The sequence below is a fragment of the Novosphingobium sp. genome (assembly GCF_041915465.1).
Classification (GTDB): domain Bacteria; phylum Pseudomonadota; class Alphaproteobacteria; order Sphingomonadales; family Sphingomonadaceae; genus Novosphingobium.
The window spans coordinates 1-16,904 of record NZ_JAYSBK010000064.1 but is presented as its reverse complement, the minus strand read 5'-3'; the positions used below and the strand labels follow the sequence as shown (position 1 = coordinate 16,904).

The window sequence follows — 16,904 nt, the reverse complement described above, 5'->3', positions numbered from 1 at the left end:
CCACGCAGATCAGGATGAAGCCGATCGAGACTTCGTAAGAGATCATCTGCGCCGAAGCGCGCATGGCCGAGAAGAACGGATACTTCGAGTTCGACGACCAGCCCGCGATGATCGTGCCGTAAACCCCCAGCGACGAGATCGCGAGGATGTAGAGCAGGCCGACGTTGATGTCGGCGAGGATCGCGGCCGAATTGAACGGGATCACCGCCCAAGCCATCAGCGCGACCGTGAAGGTGATGATCGGCGCGATCAGGAACAGGCCCTTGTTGGCCGCCGAAGGAATGATCGTTTCCTGCAGCATGACCTTGAGGCCGTCGGCGAACGATTGCAGCAGGCCCCAGGGGCCCACCACGTTCGGCCCGCGGCGCAGCGCCATCGCTGCCCACACCTTGCGGTCGACATAGATGATCATCGCCACGGCCAGCATCAGCGGCAGCGCGATCAGCAGGATGCCGCACAGCGTCGAAAGGGCCCAGGCCCATTCGTAGGACATCCCAAGGGTTTGGAAGAACTCGGTCATTCCGCGGCCTCCGCAAAGTCTTCGCCGTGGAGCAGTTCTGCCGAGCAGCGCTGCATCACCGTGCTGGCGCGGGCGATCGGGTTAGTCAGGTAGAAGTCCTTGATCGGGTAGCCCGCGATCACGCCTTCGGCCGTGGCCTTCACGCCCTTGGGCAGCGCGCCGTAATCGGCGAGGCCCTCTTGCCCAAGCGCAGGAACCGCCTTGGCCATCGCGGCGCGCAGCTCGTCAAAGCTGTCGAAGCCGACCGAAACGCCGAGGCTGTCCGCCATGGCGCGCAGGATCGTCCAATCCTCGCGTGCGTCACCGGGGGCGAACACGGCTTTGTCGGCCATCTGCACGCGCCCTTCGGTGTTCACATAAGTGCCCGGCTTTTCGCTGAAGGCGGCGGCCGGCAGGATGATGTCGGCCGCGTGGGCGCCCTTGTCACCGTGGTGGCCGATATAGACGATCATCGAACCGGCGAACTGGGTGTAGTCCACCTCATCCGCGCCAAGCGAAATGACCACCTTGGGCTTGGCCGCGACGAGGTCGGCCAGGCCGCCCGGCTGCGCATAGCCCAGCATTAGGCCGCCCATGCGGCTTGCCGCCATGTGCAGCGCGTTGAAGCCATTCCAGCCGTCACGGACCATGATGTAGGTGTCGGAGAGCGAGAGGCACGCGGCAAGCGCACCCTTGCCCAGCCCCGCCCCGCCGATGATCAGCGCTGGACGCTGCGCGGCCTTCAGGGCCTCGTCGGCTTCCTTGGGCAGCTTGTTCAGCACGGACAGGTCTTCGCCGAGGAAGGTGGCGGGGAACGTCGGATCCCACTCAGGCCCGACGATGAAGAACTTTGCGCCCTTCTTCGCGGCCTTGCGCAGGCGGGCGTTCAGCAGCGGCGCTTCCCAGCGCACGTGGCTGCCCACGATCAGCACCGCGTCGGCTTCCTCGATGCCCGCAAGGGTCGAGTTGAAGTTCACCGCCGCAAGGTTCGTGCAGTCATAATCGAGGCCGGTCTGGCGGCCTTCGAGCAGGCTCGATCCCAGCGCGCCGGCGAGCGACTTGGCGGCGAACATGGTCTCGCAATCAACCAGGTCGCCCGCGATCACGGCAACGTCCTTGCCGGGGTTGATCTTGGCCACGGCGGCAAACGCCTCCGCCCAGGTCGCGGCTTGCAGCTTGCCGTCAACGCGCAGCCAAGGCTTGTCGAGGCGGCGGCGGGTCAGCCCGTCGACCTGGAAGCGGCCCTTGTCGGACAGCCATTCCTCGTTCACGTCGTCGTTCACGCGCGGCAGGATGCGCAGGACTTCACGGCCGCGCGCATCGAGACGGATGTTTGCGCCGACCGCATCGGAGACGTCGATCGACAGGGTCTTCTTCAGCTCCCACGGGCGCGCTTCAAACGCATATGGGCGCGAGGTGAGCGCGCCGACCGGGCACAGGTCGATCACGTTGGCCGACAGTTCGTGCTTGGCGGCGTGTTCGAGATAGGTGGTGATCTGGGTGTTTTCGCCGCGATAGAGCGCGCCGATTTCGTCCACGCCCGCGATTTCCTCGCTGAAGCGGACGCAGCGCGTGCAGTGGATGCAGCGGGTCATCACCGTCTTGATCAGCGGGCCCATGTACTTTTCGGTGACGGCGCGCTTGTTTTCATGGAAGCGCGAGCCGCCGCGGCCATAGGCCACCGACTGATCCTGCAGGTCGCACTCGCCGCCCTGGTCGCAGATCGGGCAGTCGAGCGGGTGGTTGATGAGGAGGAACTCCATCACCCCTTCGCGCGCCTTCTGCACCATCGGGCTGTCGGTGCGGATCACCTGGTTGTCGGCAGCGGGAAGCGCGCACGAAGCCTGCGGCTTGGGCGGTCCGGGCGAAACCTCGACCAGGCACATGCGGCAGTTGCCGGCGATCGAGAGCCGCTCGTGATAGCAGAAGCGGGGGATTTCCTTGCCGGCAAGCTCGCAGGCCTGCAGGACGGTCGCGCCCTGCGGAACTTCGATCTCGACGCCGTCTACGGTAACCTTTGGCATCAGTTCGTAACCTTCCCACCCGCGGGCGGAGCATCAAAAAGGCGGTGATAATAGGCCTCGGCCAGCGCGGCGCGCAGGCCGGTCGGGCCGGTATTCAGTTCGAACCCCTTGGCCAGACACGCGCCGAGCGACGGGCTGAGCGCCTGCAGCGCGGTGTTCTGGGCGCGGCTGCCGGGCTTGGTGGCGAGCACGGCTTCAATCCCCGCTGGGTTGGATTCGGCAACGCAGACCGCCATTTCGTCAACGGCGCGCACGCGGCCCGTGGTCCAGAACCAGGGGCGCAGCGACACCTTCGGGCTGACCGGCAGCGCCTTGAGCTGGCGCTTCGGGGCGGTCTTGATCAATTCTTCGGCAACGACGCCGCGCACGAAGGCGCGCTTCGGCCCCATCGCGCCAAGCATCGGCGCAGCGGCCTCGACATCGTTCTCGCTGGCGCAGCGATCGACATCGGTCAGGGCCTTGACTGCCTGGCTGTAATCGTCCTCGTTCGTCGCCGAGAGGAGTTCCACCATCTGATCGTGACGGCGACTGGCCGCGCAGCTGAAGTAGTTGCGCAGCACATCGTTGCGCATCGCGCCTTCATCGGCCGGGGCACCCGCCATCAGGAGCAGGGACAGAGCAAGCGCACTCATTCGGCGGCCTCCTTCATGTTCTCGGCAATGCGGCGTTCGATTTCGGGGCGGAAGTGGCGGATCAGGCCCTGGATCGGCCAGGCGGCCGCATCGCCCAGCGCGCAGATGGTGTGGCCTTCAACCTGCTTGGTCACATCCCACAGCATGTCGATTTCGCTGACATCGGCATCGCCGGTGCGCAGGCGTTCCATCACGCGGTACATCCAGCCGGTGCCTTCGCGGCACGGCGTGCACTGGCCGCAGCTTTCATGCATGTAGAAGTGCGACAGGCGGCTGATCGCGCGGACGATGTCGGTCGACTTGTCCATGACGATGACGGCCGCGGTGCCAAGGCCCGAGCCGACCGCGCGCAGGCCGTCGAAGTCCATCGGGGCGTCCCAGATCTGCTCGGCCGGAACCAGCGGAACCGAAGAACCGCCCGGGATCACGGCCAGCAGGTTGTCCTTGCCGCCACGGATGCCGCCGCAGTGCTTTTCGATCAGTTCGCTGAACGGGATCGACATGGCTTCTTCCACGACGCACGGCTTTTCGACGTGGCCGCTGATCTGGAAGAGCTTGGTGCCCTTGTTGTTGTCGCGCCCGAACGAGCTGAACCAGGCCGCGCCGCGCCGCAGGATCGTGGGGGCAACCGCGATCGATTCGACGTTGTTGACGGTGGTCGGGCAGCCATAGAGGCCTGCACCTGCCGGGAACGGCGGCTTCAGGCGGGGCTGGCCCTTCTTGCCTTCGATCGATTCGATCATCGCGGTTTCTTCGCCGCAGATGTAGGCGCCCGCGCCGCGGTGGACGAAGACGTCGAAATCGTAGCCCGACTTGCAGGCGTTCTTGCCGATCAGGCCCGCGCCATAGGCTTCCTGTACGGCTGCCATCAGCGTTTCGGCTTCGCGGATGTATTCGCCGCGAATGTAGATGTAGGCCGCGCGGGCGCGCATCGCGAAGCCCGCGACCAGCGCGCCTTCGATCAGCTTGTGCGGATCGTGGCGGATGATTTCGCGGTCCTTGCACGAACCGGGCTCGGATTCGTCAGCGTTGATGACCAGGAAGCTCGGACGGCCGTCCTTCGATTCCTTGGGCATGAACGACCATTTGAGGCCGGTCGGGAAGCCTGCCCCGCCCCGTCCGCGCAGACCCGAGGCCTTGATTTCCTCGATGATTGCGTCCTGGCCCAGTTCGAGCAGCTTCTTGGTGTTGTCCCAATCGCCGCGCGCCTTGGCGGCGGGCAGGTTCCACGGCTGATAGCCATAGAGATTGGTGAAGATGCGGTCCTTGTCTGAAAGCGACATGGCTTACCACTCCTTCCGGTAATCGTGATTGGCCTTGACCATCTCCTGAAGAGTGGTCGGCCCGCCCGAAGGCTCAACCGTGTGGCGGCCCGGTTCCTGCGTCCCGGCCTTGGGCGTCTTGCCGGCGGCCAGTGCATCGAGCACCACATCGAGGCGCTCGGGCGTCAGGTCTTCGTAGTTGTCGTCGTTGATCTGGACCATCGGCGCGGAGGCGCAGTTGCCCATGCACTCGACTTCGGTCAGCGTCCACAGCCCGTCATCGGTGGTGTGGCCCTTGTGCATGCCCCGGCTCTTGCAGGCGGCCATGATCGCGTCCGAGCCGCGTAGCATGCACGGCGTGGTGCCGCAGACCTGTACGTGGAAGCGGCCCACCGGCACGAGGTTGTACATGGTGTAGAAGCTGGCAACCTCGACCACGCGGATGATCGGCATGTCGAGATAGGCGGCGACATATTCCATCACTGGGATCGGCAGCCAGCCCTGCGTGTTCGTTTCAGCACCAACCTGACGCTGGGCGAGATCGAGCAGCGGCATCACCGCCGAGCGCTGACGCCCGGCCGGATAGCGCGCGACCACTTCCTTGGCCTTGGCCTCGTTTTCGGCGGTCCAGGCGAAATTGCCCCAGCGCGCGCGCAGCTCGGGGCTATCGGGTTCGAGATGACGATCAGCCATTAGCGGATGAACTCCACGCGAGAGCACTTGTCGCCCTCGAACGAATAGACGGCGACGACTTCAAAGGGTTCGACCAGTTCAGATCCATCGCTGGCCGGGCCGCGGGTAACGAATTCCCGGAACAGGACATAGTCGCCAATGGCCTGCTTTTCGCGGATTTCGGCCTTATTCTGCGGCCACTTGGCAAAGGCTGCGGCAAGGCCCGAACGCGTGCCTTCCTTGCCCTCGCGGACAACGGCGCCGCGATAATTCGCCTCGCAGGCATCGTCGGTCATGTACGAGACGTAGGTGTCTACGTCCTGCGCGTTGTAGGCCGCGATCATCGCTTCGGCGGTTGCAAGATTGCTCACCGGTCGCACTCCCCGAACACCACGTCGATCGCGCCGAGGATCGCGGTTGCGTCGGGCAGCATGTGGCCCTTGCACATGAAATCCATCGCCTGAAGATGGCTGAACGCAGTCGGCCGAATCTTGCAGCGGTACGGCTTGTTCGAGCCGTCCGAGACGAGATAGACCCCGAATTCGCCCTTGGGGCTTTCGGTGGCGACGTAAACCTCGCCCTCGGGAACGTGGAAGCCCTCGGTGTAGAGCTTGAAGTGGTGGATCAGGCTTTCCATCGACTGCTTCATTTCCGCGCGCTTGGGCGGGGAAACCTTGCGGTCGGTGCTGGCGACGGGGCCTTCGGGCATATCGCGCAGGCACTGGCGCATGATCCGGGCGGACTGGCGCACTTCCTCGACGCGGACCATGAAGCGGTCATAGCAGTCGGACCTGGTGCCGACCGGCACGTCGAATTCGACGCGGTCGTAAACGTCGTAAGGCTGGGCCTTGCGGATGTCCCACGGGATCCCGGCGGCGCGGATCATCGGGCCAGAGAAGCCCCAGGCCAGCGCGTCTTCCTTGCTCACGTGGGCAATATCCACGTTGCGCTGCTTGAAGATGCGGTTGTCGACCACCAGGCTGAGCGCGTCTTCGTACAGCTTGGGCAGGCGCGTATCGAGCCATTCGGCCATATCGTCGAGCAGCTTTTGCGGCACGTCCTGGTGCACGCCGCCGGGGCGGAACCAGGCCGAGTGCATCCGCGCACCCGAAGCGCGTTCGAAGAAGTTGAGGCAATCCTCACGGATTTCGAACAGCCACAGGTTCGGCGTCATCGCGCCGACGTCCATCACGTGCGAACCCATGTTGAGCATGTGGTTGCAGATGCGGGTCAGCTCGGCGAACAGCACGCGCAGGTACTGGCCGCGCAGCGGAACTTCGAGGTTGAGCAGCTTTTCAACCGCCAAAACGTAGCTGTGCTCCATCCCCAGCGGCGAGCAATAGTCGAGCCGGTCGAAGTACGGCAGCGCCTGAAGATAGGTCTTGTGCTCGATCAGCTTTTCGGTGCCGCGATGCAGCAGACCGACGTGCGGATCGACGCGTTCGATGATCTCGCCGTCCAGTTCCAGCACCATACGCAGCACGCCGTGCGCGGCCGGGTGCTGCGGGCCGAAGTTGATCGTGTAGTTCGAGATGACCTCGTCACCCGTGGTCGGGGACTGCTCGAGCTGGAGGCTCATGCCTTATCTCCCTTGGGCTTGGCGGGCTTCTTGGGCGCAGCAGCCTTCTTCGCGGCAGGCTTCTTTTCGGCGGCGGCCTTGGGGGCAGCGGCTTTCTTAGGCGCAGCCTTCTTGGCCGGAGCCTTGGCTTCTGGTTCAGGAGCCGGAGTGGGCGCAGGGGCCGGAGCAGGCGGCGGCGGAGGGGGCGGCGGCGGAGTAGCGGCCTTCTCGTCGCCCGGCAGCACGTAATCGCTACCTTCCCACGGGCTCATGAAATCAAACTGGCGCAGATCCTGCGCGAGCTTGACCGGTTCATAGACCACGCGCTTGTCTTCTTCGGAATAGCGCAGTTCGACATAGCCGGTGAGCGGGAAGTCCTTGCGGAAGGGATGGCCTTCGAAGCCGTAGTCCGTGAGGATACGGCGCAGGTCGGTGTTGCCCTCGAAGATCACGCCGTACATGTCGAACACTTCGCGCTCCAACCAGCCGGCGACGGGCCACAGCGTGGTCACGGTCGGCACCGGGGTATCCTCGGCGGCGGTGACCTTCACCATGATGCGATGGTTCTTCGTGACCGACAACAGCATGTAGACCACGTCGAACCGGTCGGCGCGCTGGGGATAGTCGGCCCCGGCGATTTCCATCAGCTGCTGGTATTCGTGTTCGTCACGCAGCTGGCGAAGCGCGTTCTCGATCTCGCCGCGCGCGACGGTGATGACGATTTCGCCGTGTTCCTCCTTCGAGGCTACGACCTTGCTGCCCAGCGCCTTGACCAGCGTGTCAAGCACGCCTTCGTTCGAAGCAAAGCGGGGGGCGGAATGGAGGACGGTCACTTCGTGATCTCCAGCGAATTCAGGAAGCGCGTCGCTTCCGGCTTGAGCGTGTCGCAATTGCTGGCAGGCGCAATGTACGTCAGCGAAATCAGTTCATCGCCCTGGCGCACGGCCATCTTCCAGCGGCAGCGCCCGTCCTTCGATGAATTGGCCTTGAAGGCGCGCTTGCCTTTGAAAGTGGTGCGCTCGGCCGCACCCAGCTTGGCCTCGTCGGCAAACTGGCTTTCGAAATAGGCGTCTGCTCCGGCTGCGCCCGTATCGTAAGCGGCGCGGATCAGGATAATCGTCTTGCTCGAATTCGCAGCGTCCGCGCACATCACGATGGTCGCGTCCTTGGCATAGGGAGTCTTGCCGTTTTCCATCGACGCGCCTGCAAAGCTCATCTCGGTGAACTTGCAGGGCATGTCGACGTTGAGCCCGCCGGACACGGTCACGGCATGGGCAAAACCTTGTGCGTCAAGCGTTCCGGCAGCCTGCTGGTTGACGACGATTTCGCCGTTCTTCGCCCAGGCTTGTCCGGGAAGCGCCAGCAGCGCGGCAGTGGCAAGTGCAAGCAAGCGCATCAGCGTTCAACCGTCCCTACGCGGCGGATCTTCCGCTGGAGCTGCATCACGCCGTACATCAGTGCTTCGGCAGTCGGCGGGCAGCCCGGAATATAGATGTCGACCGGGACGATCCGGTCACAGCCGCGCACCACCGAGTACGAATAATGGTAGTAACCGCCGCCATTGGCGCAGCTGCCCATCGAGATCACGTACTTCGGGTCCGACATCTGGTCGTAGACCTTGCGCAGCGCCGGGGCCATCTTGTTGCACAGCGTGCCGGCCACGATCATCACGTCCGACTGGCGCGGCGAAGCGCGCGGCGCGAAGCCGAAGCGTTCAAGGTCATAGCGCGGCATGTTGGCGTGGATCATTTCGACCGCGCAGCACGCGAGGCCAAACGTCATCCACCACAGCGAGCCGGTGCGGGCCCACTGAAACAGTTCCTCGGTCGAGGTGACAAGGAAGCCCTTGTCGTTCACTTCGGCCGAAAGGTCGTTGAAAAAGCCCGCGTCCGGCGGCGTCACGGCGCTACCGGAGGCAAGAGGCTGGCCAGCAGAGTTCACGAGCGTGCTCATTCCCAGTCCAGAGCTCCCTTCTTCCAGGCATAGACGAGGCCGATAACCAGTTCGAAGATGAACAGCATCATCGTCGCCCAGCCGGTCCAGCCGGTTTCCTTGAGGCTCACCGCCCAGGGAAACAGGAAGGCTGCTTCAAGATCGAAGATGATGAACAGGATCGCGACCAGATAGAACCGCACGTCGAACTGGCTGCGCGGGTCTTCGAAGGCGGGAAAGCCGCATTCGTACTCGCTCAGTTTTTCGGCGTTGGGGTTGTGCGTGCCGGTCAGGCGCGACACGCCCATCGGCAGAAACACGAAGAGCGCGGACAAGGCGAGCGCGATCCCCAGGAAGATCAGGATCGGCAGGTATTGCGAGAGGTCGATCAAAGGACTGACTCGGCGTTGCAAACAGATGAGCGCGCCCTAGTCCGCGCGCTCATCATCTGCAAGTGGGCATGCCCCTAGAAACCGCCTTCAAGGGCGGATTCTTCCCCCAAATGTTAGGATAAACGCTATTTCTTCAACTCGCGCGCCAGGGTTGCGGCGGTCTGCTTGCCATAGGGCGGCTTGAAGCCGGACAACTTGGCAATATCGAGGCCGGGCTGGCGATAGACAGCGCGGCAGTGGCTGAAGGTCTTGAACCCGTCGAGCCCGTGGTAGTTGCCCATGCCCGAAGGTCCGACCCCGCCAAAGGGCAGGTCTTCCATCGCATTGTGGAAGAGCACGTCGTTGACCGTGACCCCGCCCGAAATCGTGCGGGTCAGGACCTTTTCCTCCTCGGCCTTGTCGTTGCCGAAATAGTAGAGCCCAAGCGGCCGGTCGTGAGCGTTGACATAGTCGATCGCCTCGTCAATCGAGTCGTAGGTCTTCACTGGCAGGATCGGGCCGAAGATTTCCTCCTGCATCACCTTCATGTCGTCGGTGACATTCCGCACGATGGTCAGCGGCATCTTGTTGCCGTTGGACGAGGCAAAGTCCTCGCCCGCCGGGTTCACTTCAATCAGTTCCGCGCCCTTTTCCTTCGCGTCGGCCAGATAGCCCTGCAGGCGCTCGAAATTGCGGCCGTTGACGACCGATGTGTAATCGTCGTTTGAGAGCAGAGTGGGATACATCGCGGCCACCCCGCCCTTCACGCTTTCGATCACATCGCCTTCCTGCTCGCGCGCCACCAGCAGGTAGTCTGGCGCAAGGCAGATCTGCCCAGCGTTCATCATCTTGCCCATGGCGATGCGCTCGGCGGCCTTCTTGTTGTCGGCACTGCGGCCAACGAAGGTCGGCGACTTGCCGCCAAGCTCAAGCGTGACCGGAACAAGGTTATCGGCCGCCGCGCGCATGATGTGGCGTCCAACTCCGGTCGCGCCGGTGAAGATCAGGTGGTCGAAGGCGAGCTTCGAGAATTCGGTGCCGACTTCGACCCCACCGGTAAACACCGCCATTTCCGCTTCGTCGAAATACTGCGGCACGACTTCGGCAAACAGGTCGGCGACGCGCTCGGTAAATTCACTCGGCTTGATCATGGAGCGGTTGCCGGCGGCGAGGATCCCCGCCATCGGCACCATCACCATGCCGATCGGGAAGTTCCACGGCGCAATCACGCCAACCACGCCCTTGGGCTGGTAGCGCACTTCGGCCTTGGCACCGAGCAGGCCCAGCGGGAACATCGCCTTGCGCTTTTCATTGCGGCTCCAGGCTTCGAAATGCTTGCGCGCGTGCTTGAGCGCGCCGACCGAAGGCATGATGTCGGTCATCAGGGTCTGTTCGGTGCTGCGATGACCGAAATCGGCCGAAACGGCCTTGGCGAAAGCGTCCTTGTGATCGACCAGCAGGGCAATCGCCCGATCGATGCGATCGCGCCGCACCGACATCGGTTCGGGCAAGGCCGCGGTAAAGGCGGCCCGTTGAGCCTTCAGCACGGTTTCCATACGCACGATTTCGGCACTGCTCATTGATCCACCCTCTCAAGTTTTCATTTGCCACGCTTCATATGCGAACCGGCGCGGATGGCAAGAACTCGTGCCCGGGCAACTCGTGATTGCCAATGATGCAGTGCAGCATTATGCCGGAGAGGTTACAGCCAAACCGGAAAGGCAAAAGCCATGGCACAGTTCTCTTCGCAGGATCCCGTCGTCATTCTTTCATACGCGCGCACGCCGATGGGAAGCATGCAGGGCGCGCTGTCCGATGTCGCCGCGACCGACCTTGGCGCAACCGCGATCAAGGCGGCGGTTGCGCGCGCCGGGGTTGAGGGCGCCGAAATCGAACGCGTCTACATGGGCTGCGTCCTCCCCGCCGGCCTCGGTCAGGCTCCGGCCCGTCAGGCCACGATCAAGGCCGGCCTGCCGCAGTCGGTTCAGGCAACAACCGTCAACAAGGTCTGCGGCTCTGGCATGCAGACCGTGATCATGGGCGCGGAAGCCCTCGCCTCGGGTTCGATCGACCTGGTCGTAGCGGGCGGCATGGAAAGCATGACCAACGCGCCCTACGTGCTCAAGAAGCACCGCTCAGGAGCCCGCATCGGCCATGACACCGCCTATGACCACATGTTCCTCGACGGCCTCGAAGACGCTTACGAGCCGGGCCGCGCGATGGGCACTTTCGCGCAGGAAACGGCCGATGCCTATCAGCTGACCCGCGAAGCCCAGGACAACTACTCGATCGAGTCGCTGCGCCGCGCGCAGGCCGCCATCACCGAAGGCGCCTTTGCCGATGAAATCACCCCGGTGAAGGTCGTCAGCCGCGCTGGCGAAACGCTGGTCGACACCGACGAAGCCCCCGGCAAGGGCCGCCCGGACAAGATCCCGACCCTCAAGCCCGCCTTCGCCAAGGACGGCACGATCACTGCCGCCACCTCAAGCTCGATTTCGGACGGTGCGGCCGCACTGGTGCTGACCCGCGAAAGCGTGGCCAAGGCCAAGGGCCTTGAACCGGTCGCCAAGATCGTGGCCGTCGCCGCCCATGCCCAGGCGCCCAAGGATTTCACCACCGCTCCGGTCGGTGCAATCAACAAGCTGATGGACAAGGCCGGGTGGTCGCTGGGCGATGTCGACCTGTTCGAAGTCAACGAAGCCTTCGCCTGCGTCGCGATGTTCGCGATGCATGACCTTGGCATCCCGCACGACAAGATCAACGTCCACGGCGGGGCGACGGCGCTGGGCCATCCGATCGGCGCATCTGGCGCGCGCATCATCACCACGCTGGTCGCCGCCCTCAAGCGCCATGGCAAGACCAAGGGCGTCGCCAGCCTCTGCATCGGCGGCGGCGAAGCCACCGCGATCGCGGTGGAGCTCGTCTGACACCTTGATTTCCCGCGACAATTCGCGACACAACTTGCCCGGAGCCGAACCATCGGTTCCGGGCAAGTTCAGTTCTGGCGGTCTATTCCTGCATCCATCGGCGCAGTCCCCCGCCGATGATGCGAGAACAGGAGTCCCCCATGAACCACAAGCTGCTTACCGCCCTGATCGTCGCCGGCCTGGCCCTTCCGGGCGTTGCCCAGGCGAAGGTCACCAACAATGACCTGCGCCACGATGCGGCGCGGGTGCACAAGGAAAAGCGCGAGCTGGCCCATGCCCGCAAGCATCACCGCCATCACCAGGCGCGCCACGAACGCCATGAACTGCGTCAGGCCAAGCGCGACTTGCACCGCGATGCCCATGCCTATGCCCGCCAGCACAGCCGCTAAGCGATAACCGGTGCCGGGGGGCCTGCCCCCTTAGGGCTCTCCGGCACCCCACAGCCTAGACTGCTCGACGAAGCCCTTGCGGCCATCTACGGCGAAAGCGCACCATCCGTTGCTGCAATCGCCCAGAAAGCCGATTACCCCCGGCTCCACCTTCCACAACAGACGCGAACCGGCAGAAGCCGATTCGCGCATCTCGGCGAGGCCATTGCCGGCAACATAGGCGGTGCGTTCGCGTGTCAGGAACCGCGCCAGCACCCAGCCTTGTGCGCCGTCAGGATCCTGCACCAGGCGCCAGCCCTCCTTGATGCGCAGCACCCTCAGCGGCAGGTGCGCGCGGCGATAGACCCACAAAATCCGGTAATCTTCGCCCGGGCCAACGCGCATATTGACCTCTTCCGAACGGATCGAGGCCCAGTAAGGCGTCGCAACATCCTCGGCCGTGGCCGGAGCCAAAAGCGTGGATGAAGCCAAAACGGCGGCGGCAATCAGGGCAAGGACAGATCGGATCATGCGCATCACCTGCTGATAGCCGCTTGACCACGCCGCCCGCAACGGCATAGCGCTCGTGATTGTCATGACTGTGGTAACCGACACTCCTTCATCGCGCCGCGTCTCGGGCAAACCCCGGGTGCGTGTAACCCGCCGGCTGCTGCCGGCAGTCGAAGCGCGGATGAGCGAGCTGTTCGACGTTGTCCTGAGCCCCACCGACCTGCCCTTGTCGCGCGGTGACCTGGTCGCCGCGATGCAGGACTGCGACGTTCTCGTGCCGACCGTGACCGACCGGATCGACGCGGGGATGATCGCCGAAGCGAGCGAGCGGCTTGGCATGATTGCCAATTTCGGCGCGGGGATCGAGCATATTGATCTGGCGGCGGCGCGCGCGCGCAAGATCATCGTCACCAATACGCCGGGCGTGTTTACCGACGATACCGCAGACTTAACTATGATGCTGATCCTCTCGGTCCCGCGCCGGCTTGGCGAAGGCAGCCGAATGGTGCGCGACGGGCAATGGACTGGATGGGCGCCCTCGGTCATGCTGGGGCATTGCATCGGCGGAAAGCGGCTCGCGATCGTCGGTATGGGACGGATCGGCCAGGCCGTGGCGCACCGCGCCCGCGCGTTCGGGATGGAAGTGGTCTATCACAACCGGAACCGCCTGCCCCCTGCTTTCGAAACCATGCTTGGTGCGCGATACGAGCCGGACCTGGACCGGCTGATCGCCGAAGCCGATGTCTTGACCTTGCATTGCCCGGCGGGTGCCGAAACCCACCACGTGCTTAATGCCCGGCGGATCGCCGCAATGAAGCCCGGTGCCTATGTGATCAATACCGCGCGCGGCGATCTGATCGATGAGGACGCGTTGATCCGGGCCTTGCAGGAAGGCAGGCTCGCCGGGGCCGGACTCGATGTATATTCGCGCGAACCGAAGGTCGATCCGCGCCTGATCGCGCTGCCCGGCGTTATCACCCTGCCCCACATGGGAAGCGCAACCGTCGAAGGGCGCGAGCACGCCGGTGAAAAGGTGATCGCCAACATCCGGTTCTGGGTCGATGGTCACCGTCCGCCCGATCAGGTGCTCGAAGGCTGGGCATAGGCGCCCAAAGTGCGCAATATCCGCAAACCTTGCCGCTTGCCTGACGTGCAATCATTGCTCTAACGCGCGTTTCGAGGAGTCGCCGCATTCGCGGCTGGGGAGGTTTTAGTCGCATGCGCAAGTATTTGGCCCTTGGCCTCGCCCTTTCGGCGATGCTGGCACCCAGCGCCGTGTTTGCGCAGGACCTGCAGGTTGACGCCGCGGATAGCGGGGATACCGCGTGGATCCTGATTTCCTCGGCGCTTGTCCTGTTGATGACCATGCCGGGCCTGACGCTGTTTTACGGCGGCCTGGTGCGGGCGAAGAACTTCCTTTCGGTGCTGGTTCAGGTCGGCGCGATCGCTGCCGCGGCATCGCTGCTGTGGATCGTGTGCGGCTATACGATCGCCTTCGGGCCGGTCGGTCGGGGTTGGTTCGGCGGGTTTGACGCCATGATGCTGGGCAACCTTGGCAATGTCCGCGAAAACACGCTGGTTCCCGAAAGCGCCTATGCGCTGTTCCAGATGATGTTCGCCGCGATTACGCCAGCGCTGATGGTCGGCGCGTGGGTCGACCGGGCGCGTTTCGGCTGGGTCGTGGCGTTCAGCGCGGTCTGGGGCCTGCTGGTCTATGCGCCGGTGGCGCACTGGGTCTGGGGCGGTGGCTGGCTCTCGACGGCCATGGGCACGCTCGATTTCGCCGGCGGGATTGTGGTCCACACCACGGCCGGCATTTCCGCGCTGGTCGTCGCGCTGCTGCTGGGCCAGCGTCAGGGGTTTCCGAAAACCCTGATGCTGCCGCACAGCCCGTCGCTGACGATGGCCGGCGCAGCCCTGCTGTGGGTGGGCTGGTTCGGCTTCAACGGCGGCTCGGCGCTTACCGCGAGCGACGATGCCGCCAGTGCGATCATCGCCACACACACTGCGGCCTGCATGGCCGCGCTGACCTGGATCGGGATCGAACGCTTTTCGGTAGGCAAGCCGACCAGCGTCGGCTTCGCAACCGGCGCCGTGGCCGGCCTGGCGACGGTGACCCCGGCCGCCGGATTCATCTCACCCGGTGCGGCGATCATCTTCGGGATCGTTGCCGCAGCGGTCTGCTATCCGATGATCCAGCTGGTCAAGCAGCGCATGAAGATCGACGATTCGCTCGACGTTTTCGCGGTTCACGGCGTGGGCGGGATGATTGGTTCGCTGTTGCTGGCCGTGTTCATCAGCCCTGACCTTGGCGGCACCGGCTATGCCGAGGGCAAGTCCATGCTCAGCCAGTTCGCGGCGCAGTTCGTGGGCGTGGGGGTGGTTGCGATCTGGTCCGCCGTGGCCAGCGCGGTGATCGCGGTTGCGGTAAGCCTGATCTTCCCGATGCGCATCAGCGAAGACGACGAACGCGAAGGGCTCGATCTTGCCAGCCACGGCGAACGTGCCTGGGAATTTGACTGAGCCGACGCCGCGCGCGCCGGGAGCCTTTGCTTCGGCCCTGGCGACGGCAAAGCGCACGGCCATGTTTGCCGGGCGCGCCACGCGCAGCGAAGTCATCACCTATGCGCTCGCCACCCTGTTGGTCAGCGTCCCGGCTTCGTTCTTGACCGGGCTCGTGCTGCCCTATGAGCGGCATCTGCTGGTCCAGAACGTGCTCACCTTGCTGCTGGCGATCCCGGTGCCTGCCGTGCTGGTGCGACGTTTTCACGATTCAGGGCGCAGCGGATCGTGGGTGTGGCTGGCAGTGGCGGTTTTTGCAATCTGGGCTGCGCGCACGATCGTATCTGCCACCGGCGGAGTCGACGCGCGACTGCAACTGGACCGGGCAACCGGTCTCATCGACTGGCTGGTGATCCTAGCCAATCTGGTCAGCGTGATCCTGGTGCTACTGCCCGGCACCCCCGGCCCCAACCGCTTTGGAGACGATCCGCGCGGAGGGGCTCGGGAAGCTTAATCAATCCCCGGTCAGGATCCGGTCGACCAGTTGCTTCACCGTCGGGGTGAAGTTGTTCGAATAGAACGGATCGGTCTTGAAGCGGTAGGCGGCGTGGCCAGCGAACATCAGGTTCTCGTCGATATTGCCGCCGTGAGCAATTTCCTGAAGCGACTTCTGGATGCAGAAGCTGCGCGGATCGGCAAGTCGGCCCGTGGTGTAATCGTCGTGATCCTTCCACGACGAGAACCCGCAGTGCGACAGGCAGCCCATGCAATCGGCCTGGTCCTTGCGGATCACTTCGCGATCTTCCGGGGTAACGAACACGACCGTATCGTCTGGTGTGCGCACCGCCGTGGTAAAACCTTCCGCCGCCCAGCCCCGGGCGCGCTCGCGGTCATGCGGGGTGACCCAGAAGTTCTTGCCCTTCACGCCCACGTCGAGCTGCACGGTATGGTCACCGGCGTTGACCCGCGAATAAGGAATCTGGCGCTCGCTGCGCGCTTCGAGCGAGCGCAGGAACGGGTTGCGCACCGCCGAGGAATAGAACCCCGTCGGTGAAAAGCGATGCAGCAGCACGTCGCCCGGCTCAAGCTTGCGCAGATGGTCCTTCCAGGCCTGCGGGATCGGGCTTTCCTGCGTCAGCAACGGACGCGTGCCATATTGGAAAACGATCGGGCCCAGCTCGGGATTGTCGATCCAGTCGTTCCATTCCCGCAGGTGCCAGACGCCGCCAGCCATCACGATCGGCACGTTGTCCGAAACGCCTTCGGCGCGCATGGTTTCGCGCAGCGCCTTGACGCGGGGATAGGGATCTTCTGGCTTGAGCGGGTCTTCCGCGTTGGACAGGCCGTTGTGCCCGCCCGCCAGCCACGGATCTTCATAGACCACCGCGCCAAGCAGCTGCGGCACCTTGCTGTAGGCGCGCTTCCACAGTGCGCGGAACGCGCGGGCCGAACTGATGATCGGCAGGTAGAGCACGTTGAAACGCTCGGCGATTTCAGAGAGCTTGTAGGGCATCCCCGCGCCGCAGGTGACGCCGGTAACCAGGCCCTTGGTACGTTCGAGCACGCCTTCCAGCACCTGCTGCGCGCCGCCCATTTCCCACAGGACGTTGATATTGATCGCGCCCTTGCCGCCGGCAATCTCGTAGG

General features: G+C 64.1%; 19 protein-coding genes. 5 read left to right on the top strand and 14 right to left on the bottom strand.

The genetic code is table 11. The annotated features are described in order from the left end of the window. The 12 genes from ACE3SN_RS11455 to ACE3SN_RS11400 all read right to left on the bottom strand — a co-directional run. Positions 1-520, bottom strand: a 520-nt coding sequence (locus tag ACE3SN_RS11455; RefSeq protein ID WP_374530121.1) for an NADH-quinone oxidoreductase subunit H, incomplete at its 3' end; no start/stop codon positions are given. Further along, on the bottom strand, positions 517-2,523 hold the full coding sequence (gene nuoG / locus ACE3SN_RS11450; RefSeq protein ID WP_374530119.1) for an NADH-quinone oxidoreductase subunit NuoG: 2,007 nt from the start codon (positions 2,521-2,523) through the stop codon (positions 517-519). The genes ACE3SN_RS11455 and nuoG, both read right to left, overlap by 4 nt. After that, positions 2,523-3,155: a hypothetical protein gene (locus ACE3SN_RS11445; RefSeq protein WP_374530117.1), complete on the bottom strand. Its 633-nt coding sequence runs from the start codon at positions 3,153-3,155 to the stop codon at positions 2,523-2,525. Before ACE3SN_RS11445 ends, nuoG begins: the two co-directional genes overlap by 1 nt. Beyond that, on the bottom strand, positions 3,152-4,438 hold the full coding sequence (gene nuoF, locus ACE3SN_RS11440; protein WP_374530115.1) for an NADH-quinone oxidoreductase subunit NuoF: 1,287 nt from the start codon (positions 4,436-4,438) through the stop codon (positions 3,152-3,154). The genes ACE3SN_RS11445 and nuoF overlap by 4 nt, the downstream gene beginning before the upstream one ends. A gap of 3 nt (positions 4,439-4,441) precedes the next feature. Next, a complete protein-coding gene (locus ACE3SN_RS11435; RefSeq protein WP_374530113.1) occupies positions 4,442-5,110 on the bottom strand; it encodes an NAD(P)H-dependent oxidoreductase subunit E in 669 nt (222 codons plus the stop codon). Next, a complete protein-coding gene (locus ACE3SN_RS11430; protein ID WP_374530112.1) occupies positions 5,110-5,460 on the bottom strand; it encodes a nuclear transport factor 2 family protein in 351 nt (116 codons plus the stop codon). Before ACE3SN_RS11430 ends, ACE3SN_RS11435 begins: the two co-directional genes overlap by 1 nt. Continuing rightward, positions 5,457-6,668, bottom strand: coding sequence for an NADH-quinone oxidoreductase subunit D (locus tag ACE3SN_RS11425; RefSeq protein ID WP_374530110.1), 1,212 nt, complete (start codon positions 6,666-6,668; stop codon positions 5,457-5,459). Before ACE3SN_RS11425 ends, ACE3SN_RS11430 begins: the two co-directional genes overlap by 4 nt. Beyond that, the gene (locus ACE3SN_RS11420; RefSeq protein ID WP_374530109.1) at positions 6,665-7,480 is read right to left on the bottom strand and encodes an NADH-quinone oxidoreductase subunit C; all 816 of its coding nucleotides are present in this window, start codon (positions 7,478-7,480) and stop codon (positions 6,665-6,667) included. Before ACE3SN_RS11420 ends, ACE3SN_RS11425 begins: the two co-directional genes overlap by 4 nt. Then, positions 7,477-8,043 (bottom strand): hypothetical protein, encoded by a 567-nt coding sequence (locus ACE3SN_RS11415; protein WP_374530107.1) that lies wholly within the window; start codon positions 8,041-8,043, stop codon positions 7,477-7,479. The genes ACE3SN_RS11420 and ACE3SN_RS11415 overlap by 4 nt, the downstream gene beginning before the upstream one ends. Continuing rightward, the gene (locus tag ACE3SN_RS11410) at positions 8,043-8,600 is read right to left on the bottom strand and encodes an NADH-quinone oxidoreductase subunit B family protein (protein WP_374530106.1); all 558 of its coding nucleotides are present in this window, start codon (positions 8,598-8,600) and stop codon (positions 8,043-8,045) included. The genes ACE3SN_RS11415 and ACE3SN_RS11410 overlap by 1 nt, the downstream gene beginning before the upstream one ends. Continuing rightward, positions 8,597-8,971 carry an NADH-quinone oxidoreductase subunit A gene (locus tag ACE3SN_RS11405; protein WP_374530104.1) on the bottom strand — a complete coding sequence of 125 codons (375 nt, stop codon included), beginning with the start codon at positions 8,969-8,971 and terminating at the stop codon, positions 8,597-8,599. The genes ACE3SN_RS11410 and ACE3SN_RS11405 overlap by 4 nt, the downstream gene beginning before the upstream one ends. A gap of 125 nt (positions 8,972-9,096) precedes the next feature. Continuing rightward, on the bottom strand, positions 9,097-10,530 hold the full coding sequence (locus tag ACE3SN_RS11400) for a coniferyl aldehyde dehydrogenase (RefSeq protein ID WP_374530102.1): 1,434 nt from the start codon (positions 10,528-10,530) through the stop codon (positions 9,097-9,099). A 150-nt stretch (positions 10,531-10,680) separates the two neighbouring features. Between ACE3SN_RS11400 and ACE3SN_RS11395 the strand changes: the two genes are divergently transcribed. Continuing rightward, entirely contained in the window at positions 10,681-11,877 is a 1,197-nt protein-coding gene (locus tag ACE3SN_RS11395) for an acetyl-CoA C-acyltransferase (protein ID WP_374530100.1), read from the top strand. Positions 11,878-12,017: 140 nt separating this feature from the next. Next, the gene (locus tag ACE3SN_RS11390; RefSeq protein WP_374530098.1) at positions 12,018-12,266 is read left to right on the top strand and encodes a hypothetical protein; all 249 of its coding nucleotides are present in this window, start codon (positions 12,018-12,020) and stop codon (positions 12,264-12,266) included. 30 nt (positions 12,267-12,296) lie between these two features. Here ACE3SN_RS11390 and ACE3SN_RS11385 read toward each other — a convergent pair whose 3' ends face one another. Then, positions 12,297-12,776, bottom strand: a complete 480-nt coding sequence (locus ACE3SN_RS11385; protein ID WP_374530096.1) for an SH3 domain-containing protein — start codon at positions 12,774-12,776, stop codon at positions 12,297-12,299. Positions 12,777-12,840: 64 nt separating this feature from the next. Between ACE3SN_RS11385 and ACE3SN_RS11380 the strand changes: the two genes are divergently transcribed. The 3 genes from ACE3SN_RS11380 (at position 12,841) to ACE3SN_RS11370 (ending at position 15,771) form a co-directional block, all read left to right on the top strand. Next, the gene (locus ACE3SN_RS11380) at positions 12,841-13,860 is read left to right on the top strand and encodes a 2-hydroxyacid dehydrogenase (RefSeq protein WP_374530094.1); all 1,020 of its coding nucleotides are present in this window, start codon (positions 12,841-12,843) and stop codon (positions 13,858-13,860) included. Positions 13,861-13,973: 113 nt separating this feature from the next. After that, the gene (locus ACE3SN_RS11375) at positions 13,974-15,278 is read left to right on the top strand and encodes an ammonium transporter (RefSeq protein WP_374530092.1); all 1,305 of its coding nucleotides are present in this window, start codon (positions 13,974-13,976) and stop codon (positions 15,276-15,278) included. Then, a complete protein-coding gene (locus tag ACE3SN_RS11370) occupies positions 15,271-15,771 on the top strand; it encodes a DUF805 domain-containing protein (RefSeq protein WP_374530091.1) in 501 nt (166 codons plus the stop codon). Before ACE3SN_RS11375 ends, ACE3SN_RS11370 begins: the two co-directional genes overlap by 8 nt. Here ACE3SN_RS11370 and ACE3SN_RS11365 read toward each other — a convergent pair. After that, the coding region (locus tag ACE3SN_RS11365) for an NAD(P)H-dependent flavin oxidoreductase (RefSeq protein WP_374530089.1) at positions 15,772-16,904 on the bottom strand (1,133 nt) is incomplete at its 5' end.

What these genes read in the sequence shown, in the direction of transcription:
- nuoG (WP_374530119.1), bottom strand. Translation starts at nt 2,523, where the DNA reads ATGCCAAAGGTTACCGTAGACGGCGTCGAGATCGAAGTTCCGCAGGGC.
- ACE3SN_RS11445 (WP_374530117.1), bottom strand. Translation starts at nt 3,155, where the DNA reads ATGAGTGCGCTTGCTCTGTCCCTGCTCCTGATGGCGGGTGCCCCGGCC.
- nuoF (WP_374530115.1), bottom strand. Translation starts at nt 4,438, where the DNA reads ATGTCGCTTTCAGACAAGGACCGCATCTTCACCAATCTCTATGGCTAT.
- ACE3SN_RS11435 (WP_374530113.1), bottom strand. Translation starts at nt 5,110, where the DNA reads ATGGCTGATCGTCATCTCGAACCCGATAGCCCCGAGCTGCGCGCGCGC.
- ACE3SN_RS11425 (WP_374530110.1), bottom strand. Translation starts at nt 6,668, where the DNA reads ATGAGCCTCCAGCTCGAGCAGTCCCCGACCACGGGTGACGAGGTCATC.
- ACE3SN_RS11415 (WP_374530107.1), bottom strand. Translation starts at nt 8,043, where the DNA reads ATGCGCTTGCTTGCACTTGCCACTGCCGCGCTGCTGGCGCTTCCCGGA.
- ACE3SN_RS11410 (WP_374530106.1), bottom strand. Translation starts at nt 8,600, where the DNA reads ATGAGCACGCTCGTGAACTCTGCTGGCCAGCCTCTTGCCTCCGGTAGC.
- ACE3SN_RS11400 (WP_374530102.1), bottom strand. Translation starts at nt 10,530, where the DNA reads ATGAGCAGTGCCGAAATCGTGCGTATGGAAACCGTGCTGAAGGCTCAA.
- ACE3SN_RS11395 (WP_374530100.1), top strand. Translation starts at nt 10,681, where the DNA reads ATGGCACAGTTCTCTTCGCAGGATCCCGTCGTCATTCTTTCATACGCG.
- ACE3SN_RS11390 (WP_374530098.1), top strand. Translation starts at nt 12,018, where the DNA reads ATGAACCACAAGCTGCTTACCGCCCTGATCGTCGCCGGCCTGGCCCTT.
- ACE3SN_RS11385 (WP_374530096.1), bottom strand. Translation starts at nt 12,776, where the DNA reads ATGATCCGATCTGTCCTTGCCCTGATTGCCGCCGCCGTTTTGGCTTCA.
- ACE3SN_RS11380 (WP_374530094.1), top strand. Translation starts at nt 12,841, where the DNA reads ATGACTGTGGTAACCGACACTCCTTCATCGCGCCGCGTCTCGGGCAAA.
- ACE3SN_RS11375 (WP_374530092.1), top strand. Translation starts at nt 13,974, where the DNA reads ATGCGCAAGTATTTGGCCCTTGGCCTCGCCCTTTCGGCGATGCTGGCA.